Origin of the sequence: Nitrincola sp. A-D6 (assembly GCF_000764495.1) — a bacterium.
Taxonomy (GTDB): Bacteria; Pseudomonadota; Gammaproteobacteria; order Pseudomonadales; family Balneatricaceae; genus Nitrincola.
The window spans coordinates 1-24,029 of the sequence record NZ_JRLB01000089.1 but is presented as its reverse complement, the minus strand read 5'-3'; the positions used below and the strand labels follow the sequence as shown (position 1 = coordinate 24,029).

Below are 24,029 nucleotides of genomic sequence, written 5' to 3'. Positions count from 1 at the left end.
CCTCGGATTATCGGGTCGGCTTTTCAGCGCGACCAGAAATAAACAGCATATCAATAATCAGTATAGCGGCCCCAACAGTAATGGCGCTGTCAGCCAGATTGAATGCCGGGAAATACCAGCCACCATAATGCAATGAAATAAAATCCACTACGTATCCATGCAGCATACGGTCGTAAAGATTCCCCAGAGCACCGCCCAAAATCAGCGCCAGTGCCAGGCGCATCCACCACTGCTGCGCCGGTGTACGTTTTAGCCAAACCAGCAACACGCCACTAATCATCAGGGTGATGCCAACAAAGAACCAGCGTTGCCAACCACCGGCTCCCGCCAGAAAGCTGAAAGCAGCCCCTGGATTATGCAGCAGGGTAAGGTCAAAAAACGGCAGCAGTGGCACCGGACGGGCATACACCAGCATATCCGTTGCCAGCCACTTACTGCCCAGATCCAGCAGCACGACCAGCAGCGTCAGACCCAGCCAGCGCCACCAGGTGCCAGCTACAGTATTTGCATCGCTATCAGGCATAGTAGCGTTGTTCACCACTGCCCGTGACGTTATCTACACAACGACCACACAGCTCTTCATGCTCGGCATGCTCACCCACATCGGCACGGTGATGCCAGCAACGTGCACACTTGGGATGCTCCGAAGCCGCCACACTGACCTTCAGGCCATCCACTGCGGTTTCTCTTGCTTCAGTGCCTTCAGCCAATGGTTTGAGCGTCACCGCTGAGGTGATCAGCACAAAACGCAACTCATCACCCAAGCGCTGCAGATCGGCTTGAATACTGTCACTCACATAGAGTATCGCTTCAGCCGCCAGAGAGGCTTTGACCAGTTTTTCACCACGCGCATCTTCCAGACACTTGTTCACCGCATCCTTGACCGCCATGATACGGCGCCAGTAGGCATCACCCAGCTCATCATCTGCGGACAGGGTAAACAGGCCTTCATACCAGTTGCTCAGCAACACGCTGTCACGACGGCTGCCCGGCAGCACTTCGTAGATCTCTTCCGCGGTGAAGGTCAGAATCGGAGCGATCCAGCGGGTCAGCGCTTCAGCAATATGGTACAGCGCGCTCTGACAGGAGCGTCGTGCCAGACTGTCGGCCTGGGTGGTGTACTGGCGGTCTTTGATGATATCCAGATAGAAACCACCCAGCTCCTGCACACAGAAGTTGTGTACCGCCTGATAGACATCCAGGAAACGGTAGTCATCGTAGGCCGCTATGATTTTTTGCTGTAAACGCCAGGTAGCATCCACAGCCCAGCGATCCAGTGTCAGCATCTGCTCTGGCTCAACCAGGTGGCTGGCCGGATCGAAGCCTGACAGATTCGACAACAGGAAGCGTGAGGTATTACGGATACGTCGATAGGCATCGGCAGTACGCTGCAGTATCTGCTTGGATACAGCCATTTCACCGGAATAGTCGGTAGCGGATACCCACAGACGCAGAATATCAGCGCCCATACTGTCGGTAACTTCCTGTGGGCCGATCACGTTACCCAGTGATTTGGACATTTTATAGCCCTTCTCATCCACCACAAAACCGTGTGTCAGCACCTGTTTGTAAGGCGCCACTCCGTTGATGGCGATGGAAGTTTTCAGCGAGGACTGGAACCAGCCACGATGCTGATCCGAACCTTCCAGGTACATATCGGCCGGGAACTGTAACTCTTCGCGGGTACGCAGCACCGAGTGATGTGTGGTGCCTGAATCAAACCAGACATCCAGGGTGTCAGTGACCTTATCGTAATCGGCGGCTTCATCACCCAGCAATTCGGCGGCATCCAGCTCGAACCAGGCATCGATGCCATCTTTTTCAATACGCAGGGCTACGGCCTCGATCAGCTCCTGGGTACGCGGATGCAGCTCACCGGTCTGTTTATGCGTGAACAGGGTGATCGGTACACCCCAGGTGCGCTGACGTGAGATACACCAGTCCGGGCTCTGTTCAAACATGGCTTCGATACGTGCCTGACCCCAACCAGGGAACCACTGCACACCCTTGATCGCTTCAAGCGCATCAGCACGCAGGTTTTTATCATCCATGGAGATAAACCATTGCGGTGTAGCACGATAGATCAGTGGTGTTTTGGTGCGCCAGCAGTGCGGGTAGCTATGCTGAAATTTTTTCATATGCAGGAGTTTGTGTTCACGCTCCAGCGCATCACACATCGGCTCATCGGCCTTGTAAACATGCAGCCCGGCAAATTCACCCGCGGCATCACTGTAGGTGCCGTTGGCCTGCACCAGGTTCAGCGTACCCAGGCCATATTCCTGGCCCACAACAAAGTCTTCCATACCGTGATCGGGTGCGGTGTGCACGGCACCGGTACCCGCTTCTGTGGTCACATGGTCGCCCAGAATGACCGGTACCTGGCGATCAAACAGCGGGTGCTGCAACAACTGACCTTCCAGTGCTTTACCACTGCACTCAGCCAGTACCTGATACTGCTGAATACCCCAGCGCGCCATGATGGTATCCACCATTTCAGTCGCAACGATCAGGCGCTCTTTGCCGTGATTGATCGCGGTTTCCACCAGGGCATAACTCAACTCGGCATGCAGCGACACGGCCTGGTTGGCTGGAATGGTCCAGGGGGTGGTGGTCCAGATCGCGATAGACACCGGGCCTTCACCTGCAGTGGTATCGAACAGCTCTAACACAGCAGCTTGATCAACCGCAGTCATGCGCACATCGATAGCAATGGAGGTTTTTTCCTGATACTCGACTTCCGCTTCCGCCAGAGCCGACTGACCGACCACACTCCAGTAGACAGGCTTGTAGCCCTTCATCAGATGACCGTTTTCAATGATTTTACCCAGTGAACGCACGATATTGGCTTCAGTTTCGGCATTCATGGTCAGGTAAGGCTTATCCCAGTCACCGATCACGCCCAGACGGATAAAGTCGTCTTTCTGGCCTTCGATCTGCTTGGTGGCATAGTCACGGCACTGCTGACGAAATTCGCGGAAGGGCACCTTGTCACCGGCCCGACCGATGGTGGTTTCGACCTTGTGCTCAATCGGCAAGCCATGGCAGTCTCAGCCAGGAATATAGGGCGCATCGAAACCACTCAGGGTTTTCGATTTGACGATCATATCCTTGATCACTTTGTTAACCGCATGACCAATATGAATACTGCCGTTGGCGTATGGAGGACCATCGTGCAAAATGAATTTGCGCCGACCCTGCCCCTCTTCACGCAGACGTGCGTAAAGGTCAATCTCATCCCAACGCGCCAGACGGGCTGGTTCGCGCTGTGGCAGATTACCGCGCATCGGAAACTCGGTTTCCGGCAGATTCAGAGTGTGTTTGTAATCGGTCATATCAGTTAACTTCCGCAAGTGAATTCTGCCCGGTGCTGTCAGCAAACCAGAGACGGGCCGTTTCAATATCTGAAAAAATCTGTGTTTTTAACGCATCAAGTCCATCAAAGCGCTTCTCAGGACGTAAAAAATGCAGGAACTCGACCTGCATCAACTGGCCGTAAAGGTCCTGATCCCAGTCGAACAGGTGCACTTCCAGTACTGGCAAGCGGCCATTGACTGTAGGTCTAATCCCAACATTGCAGATAGCCTCACATTCATGCCTGCCAAAGCGGGCCAGCACCGTGTAGACACCCTGTAACGGGCAACGGAAGCGATGCATGCGCACATTCGCCGTAGGCACGCCCAGTTGCCGACCAAGCTTATTGCCATGTTGCACTCGCCCGGTGACACGATAGGGACGTCCGAGCAGTTGTTCAGCCAACTCAAAATCACCGCGCATCAGGGTTTCTCTGATCAGGGTGCTGCTCACCCGTTGGCCATCAATCAGGTGCGTATGCGTGTGCTCTACCGAAAAATCATGCGCGGCCCCGGTGGCTTCGAGCATGGCATAATCACCGGTACGGTCACAACCGAAGCGAAAATCATCACCGACGACAAAATGCCGCACATTCAGGCCATTGAGCAGCAACTCATCAACAAACGCCTGTGCCGACATATTACGCAAGCGCGCATTAAAAGTGAGGCACAGTACCCGATCAATCCCCTGATCGCGTAAGAGCCGCACCTTCTCATCGAAGCGCGTCAGCCGTGGCGGCGCATCACTGCCAGCAAAATACTCACGCGGTTGCGGCTCAAAAATAATCACTACACTCGGCAGGTCCATTTCAGCCGCTTTTTGCTTAACCTGCTGCAGTACTTTCTGGTGACCCAGGTGTACGCCATCGAAATTACCAATGGTGGCCACACAGCCCCGGTGTTTGTCGCGCAGATTATGTAAGCCTCGGATCAGTTCCATGCCATCATCTTGGTTCAGAATCTAAACCGCGCATTATAGTCGAAAAAGCGCGTCATTATCAGCCCTGCTAAAGCTTTTGTCAGGCCCGTAGATGGCGCAAGCGCAACCCGGCGATCCATTGTGCTGCCAGATAGACCAACCCACCCCCGATCACCAACAGCGCCAGCCATTCAACCCGTTGCCACAAGCCTGCCCTTAACCAGTCTTCAGTGCTGGCACTCAGACTCAACAGATAGGTCAGCATCAGCGCGTTGGCAAACAGATTCCGTATCCATACACGCCTCCAGCCCGGCTGCCAGCGCAACACCCCGACCTTAAGCAAACCCAGTAATAATAAACCGGCATTCAAAAAGGCCGACAGAGAAGTTGCCAGCGCCAGACCCACGTGATCCAGCGGCCAGACCAGAATCAGGTTAAACAGCATATTCGCCGCCATGGCCCAGATGGCGATTTTCACCGGGGTTTTCATATCCTGGCGGGAGAAATAACCGGTTGCCAGCACCTTGATCAACATGAATGCCAATAAACCTGAGGCATAGGCTTTCAAACTCATGCCCGCCATCAACACATCTCGATCCTGCATCTCACCATAGTGAAACAAGGTAGCTATCATGGGTTCGGCCAGCACCACCAATGCCAGTGCGGCTGGCAAGCCGATCAGCAGAATCATGCGCAACGCCCAGTCCAGCGTGGCCGAAAACACCTTATCGCTCTTGTCAGCATGATTACGTGACAAGGCGGGTAGAATCACCGTGGCGATCGCAATACCAAATACGCCCAAGGGTAACTCCACCAAGCGATCGGAGTAATACAGCCAGGACACACTACCGTTTTGCAGAAAGGAGGCCAGCACGGTATCGAGCAACAGGTTGATCTGTGCCACCGACACACCAAACAAAGCGGGCACCATCAGCTTCATGATCCGCCTGACCCCTTCATCACGCCAACCCATCGCGGGTCGTGGCAACAGCCGCAAACGCGCCAGGAAAGGCAACTGGAACAGCAGCTGCATCACCCCGGCCAGGAACACCCCCCAGGCCAGCCCCATAATCGGCGGTCCATCATTGGACTGATCCACAGTGCCGCACCGATAAGACACAGGTTCAGCAGCACCGGTGTGAAAGCAGGAATCGCAAAGCGCTCATAACTATTCAGAATAGCGCCGCAAAAAGCGGTCAGTGAGATCAACAGCAAGTAAGGGAAGGTGATGCGCAGCATCTCCGAGGCCAGCGCAAAGCGCTCATCTCCGGCCAGATAAAAACCCGGTGCAAAAATTGCTGCCAGCACAGGTGCCGCCATCATGGCCACCAGAGTCAGCAACAACAAGGTCATCCCCAGGGTGCCCGCCACCCGATTCACCAGCAGCTGCACCGATTGCAGGTCGCGCTGGGTACGATATTCAGACAGAACCGGCACAAACGCCTGAGAAAAGGCACCTTCGGCAAACAGACGGCGTAAGAAGTTGGGAATTTTAAACGCCACAAAAAATGCATCGGCATGTCCACCGGCACCGAAAATTGACGCAATAGTGACATCACGAACCAGCCTAGCACACGTGACAACAGGGTCATGATCCCAACAGTACCACTGGATCTCAGCAGTCCGGGTTTTTTAGCCTTAGCCTGTTCCAATTCCGCTTTACCTCGCTCGTTCTGTGTTATCCTTTACCGCGATCGGCACAAGAGGCGCAAATAATAGCTTTCTTTTTGCGCCACTCATAGCATAGAATCGCGAGAAGAATGACATAAACAGTTGACATATTGTTCGCTAACATGAATAATCTCGCGTCTGTTTTTCGGCACTACTACCGCCGTATTTTGATCAACCCAAGTTTAAAGGAGCCAGACTGTGGCTAATTCCGCAGGATCCCGTAAACGTGCTCGCCAGTCGGAGAAGCGTCGTCAGCAAAACGCTAGCCTGCGCTCCACAGCACGCACTTACCTGAAAAAAATCTTCGCCGCTATTGAAAGTGGTGACAAAGCCGCTGCTGAAGCAGCTTTCAAAACTGCCCAGCCAATTCTGGACAGTTCTGTTAATAAAGGCATCTTCCACAAGAACAAGATTGCTCGCTACAAGAGCCGCTTGTCTACGAAGATCAAAGCACTGGCTTAAGACAACATATTAGCCCTCGCGGCATAATAAAAAAAACCGGCTTATTCGCCGGTTTTTTTTGTGCCTACTCCTTAGAGCGCCTTGCGCATAACCCTTAGGCCAACACCATATTATCCCGATGCACTAACTCTTCCTCACCCATAAAACCAAGAATCGATTCTATGGCCCGAGTGGGGTGTCCAAGTATACGACAGGCGTCTTCAGCACCGTAGTTAGCCAGGCCACGCGCAATTACCCGCCCAGCCTCATCTATGACCATGACCATTTCACCACGTGAAAAGTCACCGGTAACGCTCAATACACCGGCCGGGAGCAAACTGCGACCACTGGCTGTCAGCGCCCTGACTGCACCAGCGTCTACCGTCAGGGTGCCGCGCGCTTGCAGATGCCCGGCGATCCATTGTTTGCGTGCTGCCATAGGTTCACGATCTGGCGTCAACAGGGTTCCCAACGCCTCACCCTCAAACAGACGCCTGAGGACGTTTTCTTCACGACCACTGGCAATCACTGTTACCGCACCAGAACGCGCCGCCAGGCGCGCCGCACGCACTTTAGTGACCATGCCGCCGCGCCCCAGCGCACCACCATCTCCAGCTACAGCTTGCACTCGCTCATCTTCTGCCGAGCTTCACGAATCAGTTCAGCCGATGGGTCCTGGCGTGGGTCGGCACTGAACAGACCCAATTGATCTGTCAGCAGGATCAATGCATCCGCTTCAACGGCATTAGCGACCAGCGCACCCAGGGTATCATTATCACCGAAACGGATTTCATTGGTGACCACGGTATCGTTTTCATTGACCACAGCCACCACACCCAATTCAATCAAGGTGCGCAGGGTAGAGCGTGCATTCAGATAGCGCTTACGGTTAGACAGATCATCATGGGTCAGCAAGACCTGGGCCGTATGCACGCCATGCTTCCAGAAACAGGTTTCCCAGGTCTGTACCAGGCCCATCTGCCCAACTGCTGCAGCGGCCTGCAAACGAAAGATTTCATGCGGGCGCGTTTTCCAACCCAGGCGATTCAGCCTTCAGCTACCGCACCGGACGACACCAAAATGATTTCGATACCCTGTTCACGCAACGACACCAATTGCTCGACCCAGCGGGCAATCGCCTGCTGATCCAAACCCTGACCATCATTGGTTAACAGTGAGCTGCCAATTTTGACAACCCAGCGCCCTCGACGAACCAGCCGCTCACGACCCGTCATGTTTATTTCTCTCCGTCAGCGAACATACTCGACTTCGACATCGTAATCGTCGTCATCAAAATCATCATCCCAATCATCATCTTCACGCTTGGCGCGCAACTCTTCGCGCAATCTAGCCAGATTTTCGCGCGCTTCAAGATCGATAATCCGCCGGGTTTCCTGTTCCTGCTCCAGCAACTCCGGATTTTCAGCAATCGCTTCTTTACGCGCATCCAGGAAGTTTTGCAGATCATGCGTCAGCGGCTTCAATCCGGTTTTATTCAACGCGGAGATGCGGTACAGCGGCCCTTGCCACTCCAGTGCATCCACCACGGCCTGACAAGCCGCTTCCTGTTCATCTTCTGGTAACAGATCCAGCTTGTTCAATACCAACCAGCGCGGCTGCTGCGCCAAAGTCTGACTGAAACGCTTCAGCTCTTTGGTTGCGGTGATAGCCGCTTCAGCGGGCGTGGTTTCATCCCAGGGCGCCATATCGACGATATGCAACAACACACGGTTACGCGCCAGATGCTTGAGGAAGCGTATTCCCAAACCGGCACCTTCAGCCGCCCCTTCGATAATACCGGGGATATCAGCCACAACAAAGCTACGGAACGCATCGGTTCTGACCACACCCAGATTCGGAATCAGCGTGGTAAACGGATAATCGGCCACTTTCGGCGTAGCCGCGGACACACCGCGAATAAAGGTGGATTTACCCGCATTCGGCAAGCCCAGCAAGCCAACATCAGCCAGCACTTTCAACTCCAGACGCAGGTTACGCAACTCACCGGGCGAGCCCTTAGTGGTTTGGCGCGGCGAGCGATTCACACTGCTCTTGTAACGCGTGTTACCCAGGCCATGAAAACCACCCTGGGCAATTTTTTCACGCTGTCCGATTTGCGTCAGATCAGCCAGCACCTCGTCGGTATCCACATCAACAATAGTGGTACCCACCGGCACTTTCAAAGTCAATTCCTCACCCTTGGCGCCGGTGCAGTTTGAACCGCGCCCCTGCATACCACTGGGTGCCTTGTAGTGACGGGTAAAACGGTAATCAATCAGGGTGTTCAGGCTCTCATCAGCCTCAACCCAAACCGAACCACCGTCACCGCCATCACCGCCGTCAGGACCACCTTTCGGGATGAATTTTTCCCGCCGAAAGCTCATACAGCCGTTTCCGCCTTTACCCGCTTCTACGGTAATGGTTGCTTCATCGACAAATTTCATCTTAACTCTCCCGAAAGGCAGTGCCTTTCTACTTTAGTGCGCCCAAGGCATATAGCGCCAGGGACGGCGCGTATGCATAAAATGCAGGAGCAATTTTATGCCTGTACGTCCCTGTACATAAAAAAAAAGCCCCGCCAGGCGGAGCTTTTTTTAAGTTTTGCGGCGGGTTACTCAGGCAGGTACGACAGTTACGTACTTGCGTTTCTGAGCACCTTTCACAACAAACTTAACAACTCCGTCTGCTGTCGCAAACAGCGTGTGGTCTTTACCCAGACCAACGTTGGTACCAGCATGGAACTTGGTGCCACGCTGACGAACCAGAATATTGCCAGCAATTACAGCCTGACCACCGAAACGCTTTACACCCAGACGTTTGGATTGCGAGTCGCGGCCGTTGCGTGTGGAACCGCCTGCTTTCTTATGAGCCATTGTATCTCTCCTATGCGTTTTTCGGCAGCGTAATTAAGCGCTGATACCGGTAATCTTAACTTCAGTGAACCACTGACGGTGGCCCTGACGCTTCATGTGGTGCTTACGACGACGGAATTTGATGATTGTCACTTTATCACCACGACCGTGACTAACAACCTCAGCAGAGACCTTAGCACCTTCAACCACCGGCGCACCGACAGTTACGTTATCGCCATTGCTAACCAGCAATACGCGATCGAATTCAACTTTAGCACCTTGCTCAGCTACCAGCTTTTCCAGCTTCAGCGTCTGACCTTCTTGCACACGGTACTGCTTACCGCCACTCACAATCACTGCAAACATAATTCTCTCCAGGTTACGCTTGTCCGGCTACTGAAACGAAACCTGCTTCTAAGGGCTGCTTCTGCAAGCGATAAAACCCTATAACAGGGAGCGATGATTTGGACAAGCTCAGGGCGCGCAATTATACAGATACACCCACTACAGATCAAGCAATAAACAGTCTGACTTACACCTATCTTTAACCAAGGCTAAAACTACAACTACACAGAAGACAGCGCTTTGACTTGCGCATGACGAAAACAGCCCTGTTCATGATCATTCACCATCCCGACAGCCTGCATAAAGGCATAACAAATCGTCGGACCGACAAAACTAAAGCCGCGCTTTTTCAGATCCTTACTCATACGCACCGAGGCATCCGTCTGCACCGGCACCGCTTTAAGGTTCTCCCAGCTATTCTGTACTGGCTGATAATCAACAAACTGCCAGAGATAATGATCAAGCGAACCAAACTCACGTTGAATCTGTAAAACACCCTGGGCATTTTTAATTGCCGCCGCGATTTTCAGGCGATTACGCACGATTCCGGCATCACCCAGCAAACGCTGCACATCCGCATCGGCGTAAGCGGCAACCTTCACAGGATCAAACTGATCAAAAGCCTGACGGTAGTTTTCACGCTTCTTCAGAATAGTAATCCAGCTCAGTCCCGCCTGAGCACCTTCGAGTATCAACATTTCGAACAGATGGCGGTCATCATGTGCCGGCACACCCCACTCATGATCGTGATATTCAATATAGAGCGGGTCATCACTACACCAGCCACAACGTTTTTTCATATTCTTCTCCCTTAAAACTATACATATAGCAGCAAATCCTATGGTTATGGAATATACCCACTTTGCTGCCAGCCTTGACTCCACAAACTAAAAAATTTAGGATCCAGCTCAAGAAGTAAGGACCATTTCTGCCATTAATGTGCTAATCACGACAGGGACCTAGTCATGCCGCCTCTCCTCTTAAGCAACTCAGCTACCCCTACCCTCGTCTTCGCCAACCTCTGTTTTTCTTTAGCAGCGGCGATCAGCAACAAATGGCGATCGACCTATTTCGTATCAGGAAAATAACGAGATGTGTAATGCCGCGCTAACGCGTTGCACTATGCATTCCTACTTGCGGATAAGTATCGAATTCGAAGAGTAAGACTAAAGCTGCGTAAACAAGGATGAACTTAAGATATGGCAAAAATGAACGACTGCATCGCTTACTGTGACCCACGAAAAATTGTTCCCATTATTCCCTGTCGTTATGTGGTGTCAGATGAGATATTGTTAACGGATCTGGACGATCTGCCCCAGGCACTGCAAGCCCCCGCAGGTATTGGAAATTCTCCACATCATCAAATCGCTTCAATTCGTCAAGGCTATATCTATTTTTACGGTTACTTAGGCTTTAACGAAAGCGATTGCACTGATAAAAAGATGACCTGGTTAATTTTTCGCTATCAAACCCGTGCCGATGATTGCAATTCCAACGATGAACCCACCGCCTGTGCCAGCACCTTTCAGTATTACAACTATACGTGGAAAAATGGTACAGCACGGAGTGAGTGGATTGCCCATCAAATGGAATCCGAACCCTTTGCCTATGTCAATATGGCCGCAATGGATACCTACATCGCCTACAGCGAAGAACGTTGGCCTGCGTACATGTTCGAGGAGATAGAACGTAATCCCAGTTGGCGCGATAAGGTCATGCAACCCTTCACACTGCATGAAGAGGACGGCACAGATCCTCATGTGATGAAGCTGGATAATCTGCAAGCGTTAGTCGAAGACTATAAAGATAGCGACCCGGAAGAGCGTGAAGCTAATGTGCTTCGTCATACGGCGATCGGTCAACTGGATATCACCCCCTTCGAGCAAATGAAAAACAGCGACAATGAACATATTCGAGAGCGCTATGAATATGCTCGAATCGTAGCCATACAAGACACCCTGGGCGAAGCCAAAGACCTGCTGCGCTTATTGGAAATTGAAGAAGCCAATATCCAAAACTACGAAACAGAACATCACTACGCGATGGTGACAGCAAAAGCGATTGCTTCTGTCGATAAATTAGAAAATACGATCAATAAACGGTATGTAGATCCAGGTATACAGTTGTGGAATAACATTACCTATGCCACTCGAAAAGTGTTTAGTACAGACCCCTTTAACCGCTCAGCCGACGAACTGAGACACAAATTTGCCACCTATGGCCCAGAGCAGCGAAAGAAATATAAGCGCCTTGCGGAGTACTGGAAAACACTGGATCAACGACCAGGCGTACACGAACCCGCAAGATTGGCGTTACAAGGCGCAGAGCAAAAAAGATGTGAGCAATGCATCGGATTTGCAGCCAGTCAACTCGGTGCTTATGTCGATGGCGTGAGGCTCAATGCGTTTACACCGGCAGCCCTTTATAACAAGCTCAAACTAAATCCAGATGATATTGAAGGAAACGATTGGGATAATTCTGAATGGGCCATTCTTTTCGCTGGGATGACCAAAGTGGCATCAGAAATCGTTAATGAGCTTTCGGATCCGATCGTCATCAATCGGATACAGCAAACATTTTTTGACGTTTATATCGAAGTTTCAACAACCCTGTTTGAGGACAATAGCCAGATTCAAAAAACACATTTAGAAAGATTAATAGGGGTAACCGAACGCAAGGTACGCATCCCCACCAGTGAATTAAATAACCAAATGCATCAGTATTATGAACGGTTCTTGATAGGGGAGTCTTCGACCTTAACAGTATCCTCAGACGGACAAAGTTCACATGGAAGAAATAGTGGCCTACAGCAGTCCACACACCGTTATGGCACTATCGACATCATCACCTACGATCACATCACCGACACCCCTGTCGGAAAAGTCAGCACTGGATTGTCAGGCATCGCCATGGTCTTAGCCCTGTTCAGTGCCCAACAAACCATCAAAGGTTGGCACGACAGCCACAACTTCGACGCCCGATCCAAAGCCGGCGCCATCGCCAACCTGCCCGCCGTGCAACTCAGCCTTGCCTTCAGCACCGTAGTTGGCAACTATGCCACCCTAAGAGCCGAACCCACCTATATTCGGACGGCTCAACAGGCGAGCCGTCTTGCGACGCGCTTCGCCGCCTATGCGATCAGTGGGGCTACAGGAAAAAACTATATACTGCCTCAAAAAGCCAATATCGGTGGAATCTCAAATGCACAGCTGTTGGAAAGAGCCAAGTATGCCAAGCTATTAGGAGGGCTTGCTCTCGTCACCGGCTTACTCGTCTCCGCAGGCCAAGGCGCAGAAGGTATAAACGCGAAGACTATGCCTTAATGTCAGGCCATGCATTGCAGGGAGTGGGGTCATTGGTGATGTCTGCGTCTTTGATAGGAAGTGTATTGACCACCTTTAGCTCAGGTACTGTAGTGATGTTAGGAACCAAACTTGTTGCTTTTGGTGTTCCTGGTGCCATCATCGGCGGCGTAATGATCGCCCTCGGCCTTTTGTTCACCGCCTCAAGCAGAACTGGCTTAGAGCAATGGATTTATGAGGGGTTTTGGGGAGTAGTGAAAGGTACTGGGTGAAGAGCGCCCCGAAGAGTTTTCAGATCAACTAAAAGACTCACTTGGGCTACTTAACTCTGGAAATTTAGAAAATGCCCTGAATAAAGAGATGCGCGCCTTCGAAAAATTAGTCTGGCCAATTACAGCCAAACAATTAAAGGACTGGATTGTTCAAATTGAATTTGAGGGATTAACTGATAAAGATCAGTTAGCCCAATTATCTATCAGCTTAGAAAATTATCAGCCGCGAGGTGCACACGGCATGATGACTGGCTCTTCAACTTGGGCAAGGATACAAAGTCATCAGATACGTCGTGAATGGGTAGGCCCTGGTGTCGCATCGTTACATTTATCTGCTTATGCTGACGAGAAGAGGCTTCGCTTAACCGTAAGCTTTGATAGATTGATGCCGGATGGTGAAGCACAGAGATTTATCATGTTAGAACCGCTTGAAATTACAGCAATAAAAGCTAAATAAAATATAGGATAACCTGATGTCGTTACCACCTCCGCAACTTATTTCCAATCCAACGGAAAGTCCCGAAGTGATTGAGGTGATGAATCTATCAATCACGCGTATTGATGACGATACTATTGAAATACCTTCATTTGTTTCAGATATATTGAATGCTTGGTTCAAGTTAATATTTTTTGCATTAATTTTGGGGTTGGGGCCCTCGTATGATCCTGGCTGGTTTACTGCGAATGGTGAGCCAGGGATAGCTTATGAAAAAATTCATAGGATGTTTTTTAGGGAAAGTTATATTTTAGATGCCTTTGCATTTTACGAAGATAAAAGTAATCCCGGCTTTACTCCAGAAGGTGAATCTTATCAACAATTTTATGTATATAATATCGAACGCCACGGCCGTGGCATCGTTGCAGGCCTATTTTTCATCGGAATAATCGTAATTCCTTGGATTTTATTAAATCTAGCGGTGGGTAATCCTTATCGTATCGATCGAAAGCGCCGAATTATCTACACTTGGATGCGGGGTCATTTTGTCTGTGTTCACTTTCCACCAGGTATGAGCGATCCATTACAATTGATCGAAGCCCATGTGCCTCGCGGTAAACAGGCTAACGATCCTTATAATATGAGTGGTCCGTTAAATATCTGGTTACCACTTCCGCATAAACAAAAAAATGGCTTGTTGAGTATAGGCGCCAGTTGCTTCCTGAATGGCGCAATGGTGAAGTATCAATCCTATTATTTACGTGATTTTCTGACCGACTATTTAACTAATCCTAATCCGAGGTGGCTGGATCAACTAGGGCCAAAACGTAAACCCAAACATGTTCAATGGTATGACTATCTCTTTTATAGACTGTCACGCCTACAGCTCTTACCGCAATTCCCGTTCAAAAAACGTAAAACGGAACAGGCTATTGCAGAGTTTATGAAAAATCCAAGTTCGAAGCTGTACCCTGACTATATGCCTTACGCTTGATCAACGTGGAAATTGGTATGGAGTGCAACAAGGAACACCACCCTCTCAGCCGTGACCGTCTGCCGTCAGGACGACGGCAGTCGAGCGAGTCAAGGATGACCTCGAAGCGTGTCACAGGTGAGGGGGTGGTGATTCCGATTAATCTGATCCAGGCATAGTGAATAAAGTGGGTAAAGACAGGGACAATATACCCCACTTTCTTGACATCGGGCACTGCACTCCCTAGCATTCAGCCATCATTAATTTCCAGCCATTGAATACATGCAGCCACATCAGCTAAACCCACTGATCGAACCCCAGTTCGACGCCGTGACAGACTTCATTCTTAACAACCTGGGCTCTAACGTACCGCTGGTTGAGAAGATGGGCCATTACATTGTCGAAAGTGGCGGTAAGCGCGTTCGTCCCCTCCTCGCTTTATTGAGTGCCAACGCGTGTGGATACCAGGGTGAGCTGCATATCCGCCTGGCGGCTGTAATTGAGTTCATTCACACCGCCACGCTACTGCATGACGATGTCGTGGATAACTCCGAGCTGCGCCGCGGCAATGCCACCGCCAACGCCAAGTGGGGCAATGCCCCCAGTGTACTGGTCGGCGACTTTCTCTATTCGCGCTCGTTTCAGGTTATGGTTGAGATAGGCCGCATGGAAATCATGCAGGTCATTTCCAATGCCACCACGGTAATCGCTGAAGGTGAGGTTCTGCAACTGCTCAACCAGCGCAATCCGGATACCACCGAAGACAGCTATATGCAGGTGATTCTGGCAAAACAGCCATGCTGTTTGAAGCCGCCACAGAGTGTGGTGCTATTCTGGCAGACGCATCGAGCACTGATCGTGAAGCGCTACGCCTTTATGGCCGCCATATTGGTATAGCCTTCCAGATTACCGATGATGTGATGGATTACCTGTCTACTGCCGAAGAGATGGGCAAAAATGTTGGCGATGATCTGGCCGAAGGCAAAGCCACTTTACCACTGATTCGGGCCATGCAGTGCGGCACTGAAGCAGAGCGCACACTAATCCGCAACGCCATACGCCAAGGTGGCCTGGAGGATCTGCAACCGGTTCTGGATATCGTCAGAAACACCGGGGCCATCGACTACGCACAAAGCGCCGCTCAGCAACAGGCCGACATGGCCATCAATGCGATCAAGGAATTAGCAGACTCGTCATTCAAGACCACCCTGATTGAACTGGCAGGCCTGGCCGTTGCGCGTAAAAAATAACGCCACGCAAATAGCTGTGCAAATAATCAGCAACAGGTCGTGCCTCTGCTACACTCTAACGGTATAATCCCAGGATTAAATTAAATCTCATTGTTTTTTGGACTGATATTAATTCATGACTAAGCCCTCATCTTTTGAACGCGAAGACCTTCTGAAATGTGGTTACGGCGAAATGTTCGGACCCGGCAATGCCAGGTTGCCAGTCGGCAATATGCTGATGATGGACCGAATCACCACCATTTCCGCTGACGGCGGCGAACACGGCAAGGGCGAGATCATTGCTGAGCTGGATATCCATCCGGACTTGTGGTTTTTTGACTGCCACTTTCCGACCGACCCTGTGATGCCCGGCTGCCTGGGTCTGGATGCCATGTGGCAGATCGTAGGATTCTTTCTGGGGTGGAAAGGCAACAAAGGGCGCGGCAGAGCACTCGGTGCTGGTGAAGTGAAATTTTTTGGTCAGGTATTACCAACAGCCAAGAAGGTTACCTATCACATCCAGCTGAAACGCGTCATTGAGCGCAAGCTGGTGATGGGTATTGCTGATGCCAGCATGTCGGTGGACGGGCGTGAGATCTACACAGCCAAAGATCTGCGGGTGGGTCTGTTTACCTCGACCGACAACTTCTGAAGCAGATCACTGTCAGATAAAATATAACAAACACGTAACGTTACGTTAAAAGCAGAGAGAGTCAGCACATGCGACGCGTTGTGATTACCGGAATGGGCATCATTTCCTGTCTCGGAAATGATAAAGAAACAGTTCTTGATTCACTCAAGCAAGGACGTTCTGGCATTAGTTTCCAGCCGGAATACAAAGAAATGGGCTTTCGTAGCCAGGTAGCAGGCCAGGTGAACATTGACCTTGAAAGCCTGATTGACCGCAAGCTACGCCGCTTCATGGGCAATGCAGCGGCCTATTCTTATCTGGCAATGAAGCAAGCCATTGAAGATTCCGGCCTGACAGAAGACCAGGTTTCCAATGTCCGTACCGGGCTGATTGCTGGCTCTGGTGGTGCCTCATCGGCTGATATCGTTGAAAGTGCCGATATTCTGCGTGACAAAGGCGTGCGCCGTGTAGGCCCTTACCGCGTCACCCGTACCATGGGTTTTCCGTATCCGCCTGCCTGGCAACACCGTTTAAAATCAAAGGCGTCAACTACTCCATTACCTCAGCCTGCGCCACCAGCGCACACTGTATCGGTAATGCGATGGAGTTGATCCAGTTAGGTAAGCAGGATGTGATTTTTGCCGGTGGCGGCGAAGAACTCCACTGGTCTTTGAGCGTGATGTTTGACGCCATGGGTGCACTCTCCAGTAAGTACAACGACACACCGGAAAAAGCCTCCCGTGCCTATGATGCCAACCGCGATGGTTTTGTTATCGCAGGTGGTGGTGGCATGCTGGTCATGGAAGAACTGGAACACGCCAAAGCCCGTGGTGCAAAAATTTACGCTGAAATCGTCGGCTACGGCGCCACTTCCGATGGTTACGACATGGTTGCACCATCTGGTGAAGGCGCGGTGCGCTGCATGCAGCAAGCCCTGTCGACTGTTGATGGCCCGGTAGATTACATCAACTCCCACGGCACCTCGACTCCAGCTGGCGACATGCAGGAACTGAAAGCCATGCAGACTTTCTTTGCTGACAAGATGCCGCCGGTCAGCTCTACCAAGTCACTGACCGGCCACTCTCTGGGCGCTACCGGTGTTCAGGAAGCCATCTACTGTCTGTTAATGCAGCAAAATAACTTTATCTGCGCATCCGCCAATATTGAAGAACTGGATCCGGAAGCTCACGGCCTGCCGATCGTTACCGAGCGCAAGGATAATGTCGACCTGCAACGCGTCATGTCCAACAGCTTTGGCTTCGGTGGTACCAACGCAACGCTGGTACTGCAGAAGTACAACGACTAAACCTCAATACCTATGCTGCTCAATGCGGACGTAGGTGAAAGCTTCGGCATCTGGACCCTGGGTCGGGATGCCGAAGTTATCCCCTGGCTGGACCAGGCCAATATCGCCTGTGGTTTTCACGCATCCGATCCCCTCACCATGCAAAAAACAGTTTGTCTGGCACTGGCGCATCAGGTCAGTATTGGTGCCCATCCAGCTTACCCCGATCTTATCGGTTTTGGTCGGCGTAGCCTCAAGGTCAGTGGCGAGGAGCTTCGCGCACTGATTCGTTATCAGGTCGGTGCCTTGCAAGCCATCACCCGGGCCGAAGGTGGCCAGGTGGATTATGTCAAACCCCATGGTGCCCTCTATAACGACATGATGTCGGATGCCGCCCTGCTGCAAGACGTCATGGAAGCGATTGCGGCGCTCAATCAGTACAGCGAAACACCCCTGAGCCTGATGCTGCTGAGCCGGGCGGATAATAGTGCAGTTGAAGCACTGGCCGAACGCCATCAACTCCCGCTGATTTTTGAAGCCTTTGCTGATCGGGCCTACACCCCGTCCGGGCTACTCATGCCTCGAAGTGAACCCGGTGCAGTACATCACGACTCCAAACTTATACTGGCACAAGCAATCAGCCTGGCAAGACAACAGAACGTCTCCACCCCATCCGGCCTCCTATCATTAAAGGCAGACAGTCTTTGCGTGCATGGTGACAACGAAGACTCTATTGCCACCGTAAGAGCCATCCACCAGGCACTGAGGCAGAACTGATATGGATTGGTCAGCTGAAACGGCGGGCGTGAATGCGCTACTGTTGCGTTTCGGCGACGTAATGAGCCCTGAACTCAGCGCCCGAATTCACCAGATCAGCCTGCGCCTGCAAGCCTGCCTGGGTGACAGGCTGCTGAACCTGACGCCCGCCTACACCACCCTGCTACTCGAATATGACTTGCTGCAAGACACCCAGACTGCATTTCTGGCCCGCCTGACCCCTTTACTGGACAATCTTTCACCTGAGTTCTCGCTACCACAAACCGACCTCATCAACATACCGGTGTATTACGATCCACACTCCACCGGGCCAGATCTGATCGCGCTCGCCGAGCAGAAACACTGCACAGTCGAGGACATTATTCGGCTCCACAGTGAGCAGGAATACCGGGTCTATGCGCTGGGGTTTGCTCCCGGGTTTGCCTATATGGGTGAGACCCACCCTGACCTGCGAGTTACTCGTCTTGAAACACCCAGAGCACGCGTACCCGCAGGCAGTGTAGCCATTGCCGACAACCAGACCGCCATCTACCCAATCGACTCACCCGGGGGCTGGCGACTCCTGGGTCAGACACCGATGAAACTCTTCAATGTACAGGCTGATCCACCCGCCCTGCTGCAACCCGGCCAACGCGTGCGCTTTCATGCTGTGGATAGAGACACCTTTATTCAGTTAGGCGGACACGAACCCCATGACTGATCTGTCACACTACCTGGAAATTACCGCAACCGGTGTACTCAGTCTGATTGAGGATGATGGGCGCCAGCAGTGTGCACATCTGGCTTAACCACGGGCGGTGTGATGGATCGCCACGCCTGGGCCTGGGGCAATCGTTTGGTAGGCAATCGCTGGGGAGCGGCGGCTGTGGAAATCACCATTGGCGGTCTGAAAGGCCGCTTTAACCAGGCGACACAGATCGCATTGACCGGAGCGGATATGAAAGCCCGCCTGAATGGCCAAGCCATTGCCCCCTGGCAAACCCAGTGCGTAGAGCCCGGCGATTTACTGGAAACCGGTTATGCTGGCAGCGGCATGCGCGCTTACTTATGTATCCGTGGTGGCTGGAAAACACCCAAAGGGCTGGGAGAAAGCCGCTCCTGTGTACTACGCGAGCAACTCGGTGGACTGGATGGGCAGGGTTCAGCGCTGAAAATCGGTGATCGCCTGGCTTACCAGCCCACCCGGACAGAGCATCGCTGTGCGCTGACAGCCTTACCCAGCCAGTATATTCCGGACTACAGCCCACCTGTAAAACTGGACTTTTACCCGAATCCTCACAGTCAGGTTAATACTGACATCATCCAGACATTACTGAAGAGCGAATGGACACTATCGAGCGACTCGAACCGCATGGCGGCCTTACTGGAAGGTCCTGAACTAAAAACGGCGGCCCGTGCTTTGATATCAGAAGGTGTCACCGCAGGCACAGTGCAACTGCCCCCTTCAGGCCAACCCATTATTCTGTTGAATGAGCGCCAGAGTATTGGTGGCTACCCCAAACCCGGGTTCGTCACCCTGCGCAGCCTGGATCATTTAGCCCAAACGCGACCAGGGCAGACGCTAGAGTTGCGCTCTATCAGCCTTGAGGAAGCACAGCAGCAGGAAGCGGCTTTTCTGCGTTTTTTCCGCTAGACCCGTCAGGTGGCACCGATCGCCTGCATCTGCGCCATCATCCACGCCATCACTTCCTGTTGTACCTCATCAACGCGGCGCCCCTGGGTTTCAATCGGCTCACCAATGATTAGTTGTACCGTACCTGGGTATTTGACGAAGGACTTACCCGGCCAGCAGATACCGGCATTATGCACAACGGGCACCACAGGCACACCCTGGCTTACTGCTAACATAGTGCCGCCTTTGTTAAAGCGCCCCTCTTTGCCGACAGGCACACGCGTACCTTGCGGGAAAATAACCACCGGGATACCCTCAGCCAGCCGCTCTTTACCCTGCCGCAGCAGTTGCTTAAGCGCCTCACGGCGCTGTGAGCGGTCAAGTGCGATGGGCTTCAACAGTGCCAGCGCCCAACCAAAAAAAGGGATTTTCAACAGTTCGCGTTTCAGTACTACCGACTGAGGTCTAAACACCAACTGAAAATACAGGGTTTCCCACTCACTCTGATGGTTAGACAAGGCCACGTAAGGGCGGTCCTTAGGCAGATTCTCCAGCCCGGTCACCTGGGTTTTAACACCACAGGTCACCCTCAGCCACCAGATGTAAAAGTAGTTAATCCCTGTCAGAAAGATAAACCTTGCCCGAAACGGCAATAGTGGACCGATCAACAAACAGGGGATGGCATAGATCATGGTCAGAGGATAAAAGCCCGCCGCAAACAAAAAGGCACGAAACTTAAGCAATTTTCACCCCCTTGACCGCTTGCTCAATCCGTTCACGATTGAAGACCGGATTGGCATACATGTTTTTTAAGTAGGGCTTAGCCAGTTCGTCCACCTGTGACAGCCGCTCATCCAGCAACTGCTTGGCCGCAGCCGATTCAGTACGCTCAGCTGCCGCCAGATGGGTTGGATGCAGATAATAACCGCTGAGTATCTGCCGATCGATTTCAGTTGCCAGCGCCTCTGGGGTTTCGAAGCTCCCTTTGATTGGCTCACCAAAATCAACATGCACATGGCCCTTGGCACCGGTAATGCCTTTGACGATGCTGTCGATATCTTCAAACTCGGATTTTTGATACTTACCCTCAGTAGCCACCGCCGCCAGCTCTTTGGCTTTTAAGGCATCACAGGGGTCAAACTCATAAGAGATAGACACAGGAACAATATTGAGTCGCTCAACCATTTCAGCAAAACTGCGCTGCTTGCGATGGGACATATAGAACATTTTCAGCAATGTCGGGTCGGTACGATCATTGCCATCCTTGGAGCGCCCTTCTCGCTGAGCGATCCACACTGAATGTCCGGTCGTCACACTGTGATCGATATAACCTGACAGCAGAGTCATCGCCGCCATCATCTCACGAGGAGCCTTGATCGAGCGCTTAACAATAAAACTCTTATTCAGGCGCATCAAATCCGCAATATAGGGTTTACACAGCAAATTGTCCCCTATGGCAATACGCACGGTATTCAGGCCATATTGATACAGCGCCCAGTTCACAAAAGCCGGGTCCATAGCTATATCACGATGATTGGATACAAACAGATAAGACTCTTGTGGATCGAGACGATCAATACCACTGCAACTGAGCTTACTGGTTGAGCGGTTGATCATCTTGGTCATATAGTTGGCGATCAGCTTCTGAAAGCTGGTGATATTCTCTATATCACCCACCTTGCCCGCCAGACCAATTCTGACTACCGGCCTTAATAAGCGCCTTACAAAACGAGGTAAACGCGGAAACTGGTAATGCGTAATCACATCAACCAGCTCATTATCCCGGATCATACGGTTCAGGACTTCTGCAACCTCAGTATCCCGATAGGGCGAATCGACTGAAACGGATCAGCGTTCTGACTCTGTTCGCTCATGGACAATACCAACAACCTGACTATGGAAAACACGCATTTTAGCCTGTTTACCTGCAAATTACATGGTGAGACAAGGATGATTAATCCGCCATTTCGAACACAAACTTAAACCCTGGCGCTAGACTTGCCTTGGATATACCCCCTGCACACCACCACGAGAAAAGACCCATTGCCAAAGCTGAATATCGCGAGCCCGAAATGCACCGGCACAAGAGAGCAGGTAATAGCGCCACATACGATAGAAACGCTCACCTAGCAGGCTACGAAGCAGGCAGACTAATACCTGAAGCATCCCAAACAGGACTATAGCCAAACAAATCAAGTTTTTATCCTGAAAACAAACCGCAAAATCCATTTATTACGCAGATGCACAATAAATCGCTATCAAACCAGGCTCCATAATGATATGATTTACATCAAAGAATTGATTTATTTCGTATCCTATTTAGTATCTAACAGGACAAAACGTGAGCCAGCCCAACTCTGAGATCACCCCACCCTAGCACTCAGTCATTCTGCTAAAGCACTGCTTACATACATTCTGTAAACATCTTACCAAGACGCACACTAATGACTCGCACATTTGCCAATGCCTTTGCGCATAATTTTCTTGGCCATGCTCCTGCCTGGTACAAACGCACCATTATACTCTTCTTAATTTTCAATCCAATTTGCCTTTGGCTACTTGGTCCTCAGCTCACTGGGTGGCTACTGATTGCTGAATTTATTTTTACATTGACGATGGCACTGAAATGCTACCCTCTGTTACCCGGTGGCTTACTGGCAACAGAAGCATTGCTACTACAGATGACTTCCCCGGATACCTTGTACATGGAGATCCAAACCAATCTCCCCGTCATTTTACTGTTAATGTTTATGGTAGCTGGCATTTATTTTATGAAAAGCCTGCTACTTGTCACATTTACCAACATCCTTTTGCATGTTCGCTCAAAATACCTGCTGGCATTAATGTTTAGCATGACCGCCGCACTACTTTCAGCCTTTCTGGATGCATTAACAGTTACAGCTGTGATCATCAGCGTTACCGTTGGGTTCTATTCTGTGTATCACAAGGTTGCTTCTGGCAAGCCACATCACCACAACACGCATGACCATGTCACTGATCAGGAAATAACAGAGCTTCACCGCGAGGATCTGGATGACTTTCGTGCATTTTTACGCAGCCTGCTGATGCACAGCGCCATAGGCACAGCGCTTGGGGGAGTCTGCACACTCGTAGGTGAACCTCAGAACCTGTTGATTGCCAAAATGGCCGGCTGGGACTTTGCCGAATTCTTTATAAAAATGGCGCCTATTTCCATCCCGGTGCTGATTGCAGGGTTCATTACTTGCGTACTGCTTGAAAAGCTTAAAATACTGGGTTACGGAGTAAAAATTCCACGCCCTGTGCTTCAGGTACTAAAAGAATTCTCTGATGCCGAAAAAGCCAAACGCACAACCACCCAGAAAGCCGCCATGATGATTCAGGCACTAGCTGCATGTATTCTGGTGGTTGGACTGGCTTTTCACATTGCTGAAGTAGGATTAATCGGCTTATTGATTATCATCCTGATCACTTCGTTTAACGGAGTTACTGATGAGCATCAAATTGGAAAAGCCTTTCAGGAGTCCTTACCCTTTACCTCTTTGCTGGTAGTATTTTTTGCAATTGTTGGCGTTATTCATGATCAGCACCTGTTCAGCCCAATCATAGCGGCGGTACTGGCGCTTCCCGAAGCCCATCAACCCGCCATGTTTTTCCTCGCCAATGGCATTTTATCGATGATCTCAGATAACGTCTTTGTCGCTACAGTCTATATCAGCGAAGTTAAACAGGCATTGGATGCTGGAACAATCAGCCATGAACATTTCGAACGCCTGGCCATTGCCATCAACACAGGTACAAACCTGCCCAGTGTCGCCACCCCTAATGGTCAAGCCGCATTTCTGTTTCTGCTAACCTCGGCTATTGCCCCACTGGTAAGACTTTCGTACGGACGCATGGTTATCATGGCACTGCCTTATACCTTGGTTCTTGGTGGAGTCGGGTTATTTTTGTA

The 24,029-nt window shown here is 51.2% G+C and carries 18 protein-coding genes and 6 pseudogenes; 12 read left to right on the top strand and 12 right to left on the bottom strand.

Going from position 1 to position 24,029, the window contains the following annotated elements:
* Nucleotides 1-7: 7 nt before the first annotated feature.
* The 4 genes and pseudogenes from lspA to murJ all read right to left on the bottom strand — a co-directional run bounded on the left by lspA (nt 8) and on the right by murJ (nt 5,921).
* Nucleotides 8-523: a signal peptidase II gene (gene lspA, locus LH51_RS14190; RefSeq protein WP_036523248.1), complete on the bottom strand. Its 516-nt coding sequence runs from the start codon at nt 521-523 to the stop codon at nt 8-10.
* Nucleotides 516-3,332, bottom strand: a pseudogene (ileS, locus tag LH51_RS14185) (isoleucine--tRNA ligase). Before ileS ends, lspA begins: the two are co-directional and overlap by 8 nt.
* A gap of 1 nt (nt 3,333) precedes the next feature.
* Nucleotides 3,334-4,290, bottom strand: a complete 957-nt coding sequence (gene ribF / locus LH51_RS14180) for a bifunctional riboflavin kinase/FAD synthetase (RefSeq protein WP_036523246.1) — start codon at nt 4,288-4,290, stop codon at nt 3,334-3,336.
* A 79-nt stretch (nt 4,291-4,369) separates the two neighbouring features.
* Nucleotides 4,370-5,921: pseudogene (murJ, locus tag LH51_RS14175) on the bottom strand (murein biosynthesis integral membrane protein MurJ).
* Nucleotides 5,922-6,138: 217 nt separating this feature from the next.
* Here murJ and rpsT point away from each other — a divergent pair.
* On the top strand, nt 6,139-6,402 hold the full coding sequence (gene rpsT / locus LH51_RS14170; RefSeq protein ID WP_036523244.1) for a 30S ribosomal protein S20: 264 nt from the start codon (nt 6,139-6,141) through the stop codon (nt 6,400-6,402).
* A 94-nt stretch (nt 6,403-6,496) separates the two neighbouring features.
* Here rpsT and proB read toward each other — a convergent pair.
* The 5 genes and pseudogenes from proB to LH51_RS14145 all read right to left on the bottom strand — a co-directional run bounded on the left by proB (nt 6,497) and on the right by LH51_RS14145 (nt 10,378).
* Nucleotides 6,497-7,616, bottom strand: a pseudogene (gene proB / locus LH51_RS14165) (glutamate 5-kinase).
* 15 nt (nt 7,617-7,631) lie between these two features.
* Complete coding sequence (gene cgtA / locus LH51_RS14160; protein WP_036523242.1) at nt 7,632-8,825, bottom strand: Obg family GTPase CgtA; 1,194 nt, start codon at nt 8,823-8,825, stop codon at nt 7,632-7,634.
* Nucleotides 8,826-8,996: 171 nt separating this feature from the next.
* On the bottom strand, nt 8,997-9,254 hold the full coding sequence (rpmA, locus tag LH51_RS14155; RefSeq protein WP_036523240.1) for a 50S ribosomal protein L27: 258 nt from the start codon (nt 9,252-9,254) through the stop codon (nt 8,997-8,999).
* 33 nt (nt 9,255-9,287) lie between these two features.
* Nucleotides 9,288-9,599 (bottom strand): 50S ribosomal protein L21, encoded by a 312-nt coding sequence (rplU, locus tag LH51_RS14150; protein WP_036523239.1) that lies wholly within the window; start codon nt 9,597-9,599, stop codon nt 9,288-9,290.
* 200 nt (nt 9,600-9,799) lie between these two features.
* On the bottom strand, nt 9,800-10,378 hold the full coding sequence (locus LH51_RS14145) for a DNA-3-methyladenine glycosylase I (RefSeq protein ID WP_036523238.1): 579 nt from the start codon (nt 10,376-10,378) through the stop codon (nt 9,800-9,802).
* A 399-nt stretch (nt 10,379-10,777) separates the two neighbouring features.
* Between LH51_RS14145 and LH51_RS14140 the strand changes: the two genes are divergently transcribed.
* The 10 genes and pseudogenes from LH51_RS14140 to LH51_RS14095 all read left to right on the top strand — a co-directional run bounded on the left by LH51_RS14140 (nt 10,778) and on the right by LH51_RS14095 (nt 20,116).
* The gene (locus LH51_RS14140) at nt 10,778-12,901 is read left to right on the top strand and encodes a toxin VasX (RefSeq protein ID WP_036523237.1); all 2,124 of its coding nucleotides are present in this window, start codon (nt 10,778-10,780) and stop codon (nt 12,899-12,901) included.
* Nucleotides 12,902-12,966: 65 nt separating this feature from the next.
* Entirely contained in the window at nt 12,967-13,152 is a 186-nt protein-coding gene (locus LH51_RS20895) for a hypothetical protein (RefSeq protein WP_160173740.1), read from the top strand.
* An 88-nt stretch (nt 13,153-13,240) separates the two neighbouring features.
* The gene (locus tag LH51_RS14130) at nt 13,241-13,609 is read left to right on the top strand and encodes a hypothetical protein (protein WP_036523233.1); all 369 of its coding nucleotides are present in this window, start codon (nt 13,241-13,243) and stop codon (nt 13,607-13,609) included.
* A 16-nt stretch (nt 13,610-13,625) separates the two neighbouring features.
* Complete coding sequence (locus tag LH51_RS14125; protein ID WP_036523230.1) at nt 13,626-14,582, top strand: hypothetical protein; 957 nt, start codon at nt 13,626-13,628, stop codon at nt 14,580-14,582.
* 261 nt (nt 14,583-14,843) lie between these two features.
* Nucleotides 14,844-15,811, top strand: a pseudogene (locus tag LH51_RS14120) (polyprenyl synthetase family protein).
* A 115-nt stretch (nt 15,812-15,926) separates the two neighbouring features.
* Entirely contained in the window at nt 15,927-16,442 is a 516-nt protein-coding gene (gene fabA / locus LH51_RS14115) for a bifunctional 3-hydroxydecanoyl-ACP dehydratase/trans-2-decenoyl-ACP isomerase (protein WP_036523229.1), read from the top strand.
* A 68-nt stretch (nt 16,443-16,510) separates the two neighbouring features.
* Nucleotides 16,511-17,727: pseudogene (gene fabB, locus LH51_RS14110) on the top strand (beta-ketoacyl-ACP synthase I).
* 12 nt (nt 17,728-17,739) lie between these two features.
* Nucleotides 17,740-18,483 (top strand): 5-oxoprolinase subunit PxpA, encoded by a 744-nt coding sequence (locus tag LH51_RS14105; protein ID WP_052063807.1) that lies wholly within the window; start codon nt 17,740-17,742, stop codon nt 18,481-18,483.
* Between the two features lies 1 nt (nt 18,484).
* Nucleotides 18,485-19,183, top strand: coding sequence for a 5-oxoprolinase subunit PxpB (pxpB, locus tag LH51_RS14100; protein ID WP_036523227.1), 699 nt, complete (start codon nt 18,485-18,487; stop codon nt 19,181-19,183).
* Between the two features lie 69 nt (nt 19,184-19,252).
* Nucleotides 19,253-20,116: a biotin-dependent carboxyltransferase family protein gene (locus LH51_RS14095; protein ID WP_160173739.1), complete on the top strand. Its 864-nt coding sequence runs from the start codon at nt 19,253-19,255 to the stop codon at nt 20,114-20,116.
* Between the two features lie 5 nt (nt 20,117-20,121).
* Here LH51_RS14095 and LH51_RS14090 read toward each other — a convergent pair whose 3' ends face one another.
* The 3 genes and pseudogenes from LH51_RS14090 to LH51_RS20610 all read right to left on the bottom strand — a co-directional run.
* Nucleotides 20,122-20,838: a lysophospholipid acyltransferase family protein gene (locus tag LH51_RS14090; protein ID WP_036523226.1), complete on the bottom strand. Its 717-nt coding sequence runs from the start codon at nt 20,836-20,838 to the stop codon at nt 20,122-20,124.
* Nucleotides 20,831-21,886 carry a 1-acyl-sn-glycerol-3-phosphate acyltransferase gene (locus LH51_RS14085; protein WP_200882007.1) on the bottom strand — a complete coding sequence of 352 codons (1,056 nt, stop codon included), beginning with the start codon at nt 21,884-21,886 and terminating at the stop codon, nt 20,831-20,833. The genes LH51_RS14090 and LH51_RS14085 overlap by 8 nt, the downstream gene beginning before the upstream one ends.
* Nucleotides 21,887-22,087: 201 nt before the next feature.
* Nucleotides 22,088-22,222, bottom strand: a pseudogene (locus LH51_RS20610) (cyclopropane-fatty-acyl-phospholipid synthase); the annotation flags it as partial.
* A gap of 317 nt (nt 22,223-22,539) precedes the next feature.
* Between LH51_RS20610 and nhaB the strand changes: the two are divergent.
* Nucleotides 22,540-24,029, top strand: a 1,490-nt coding sequence (gene nhaB / locus LH51_RS14075) for a sodium/proton antiporter NhaB (protein WP_036523224.1), incomplete at its 3' end; no start/stop codon positions are given.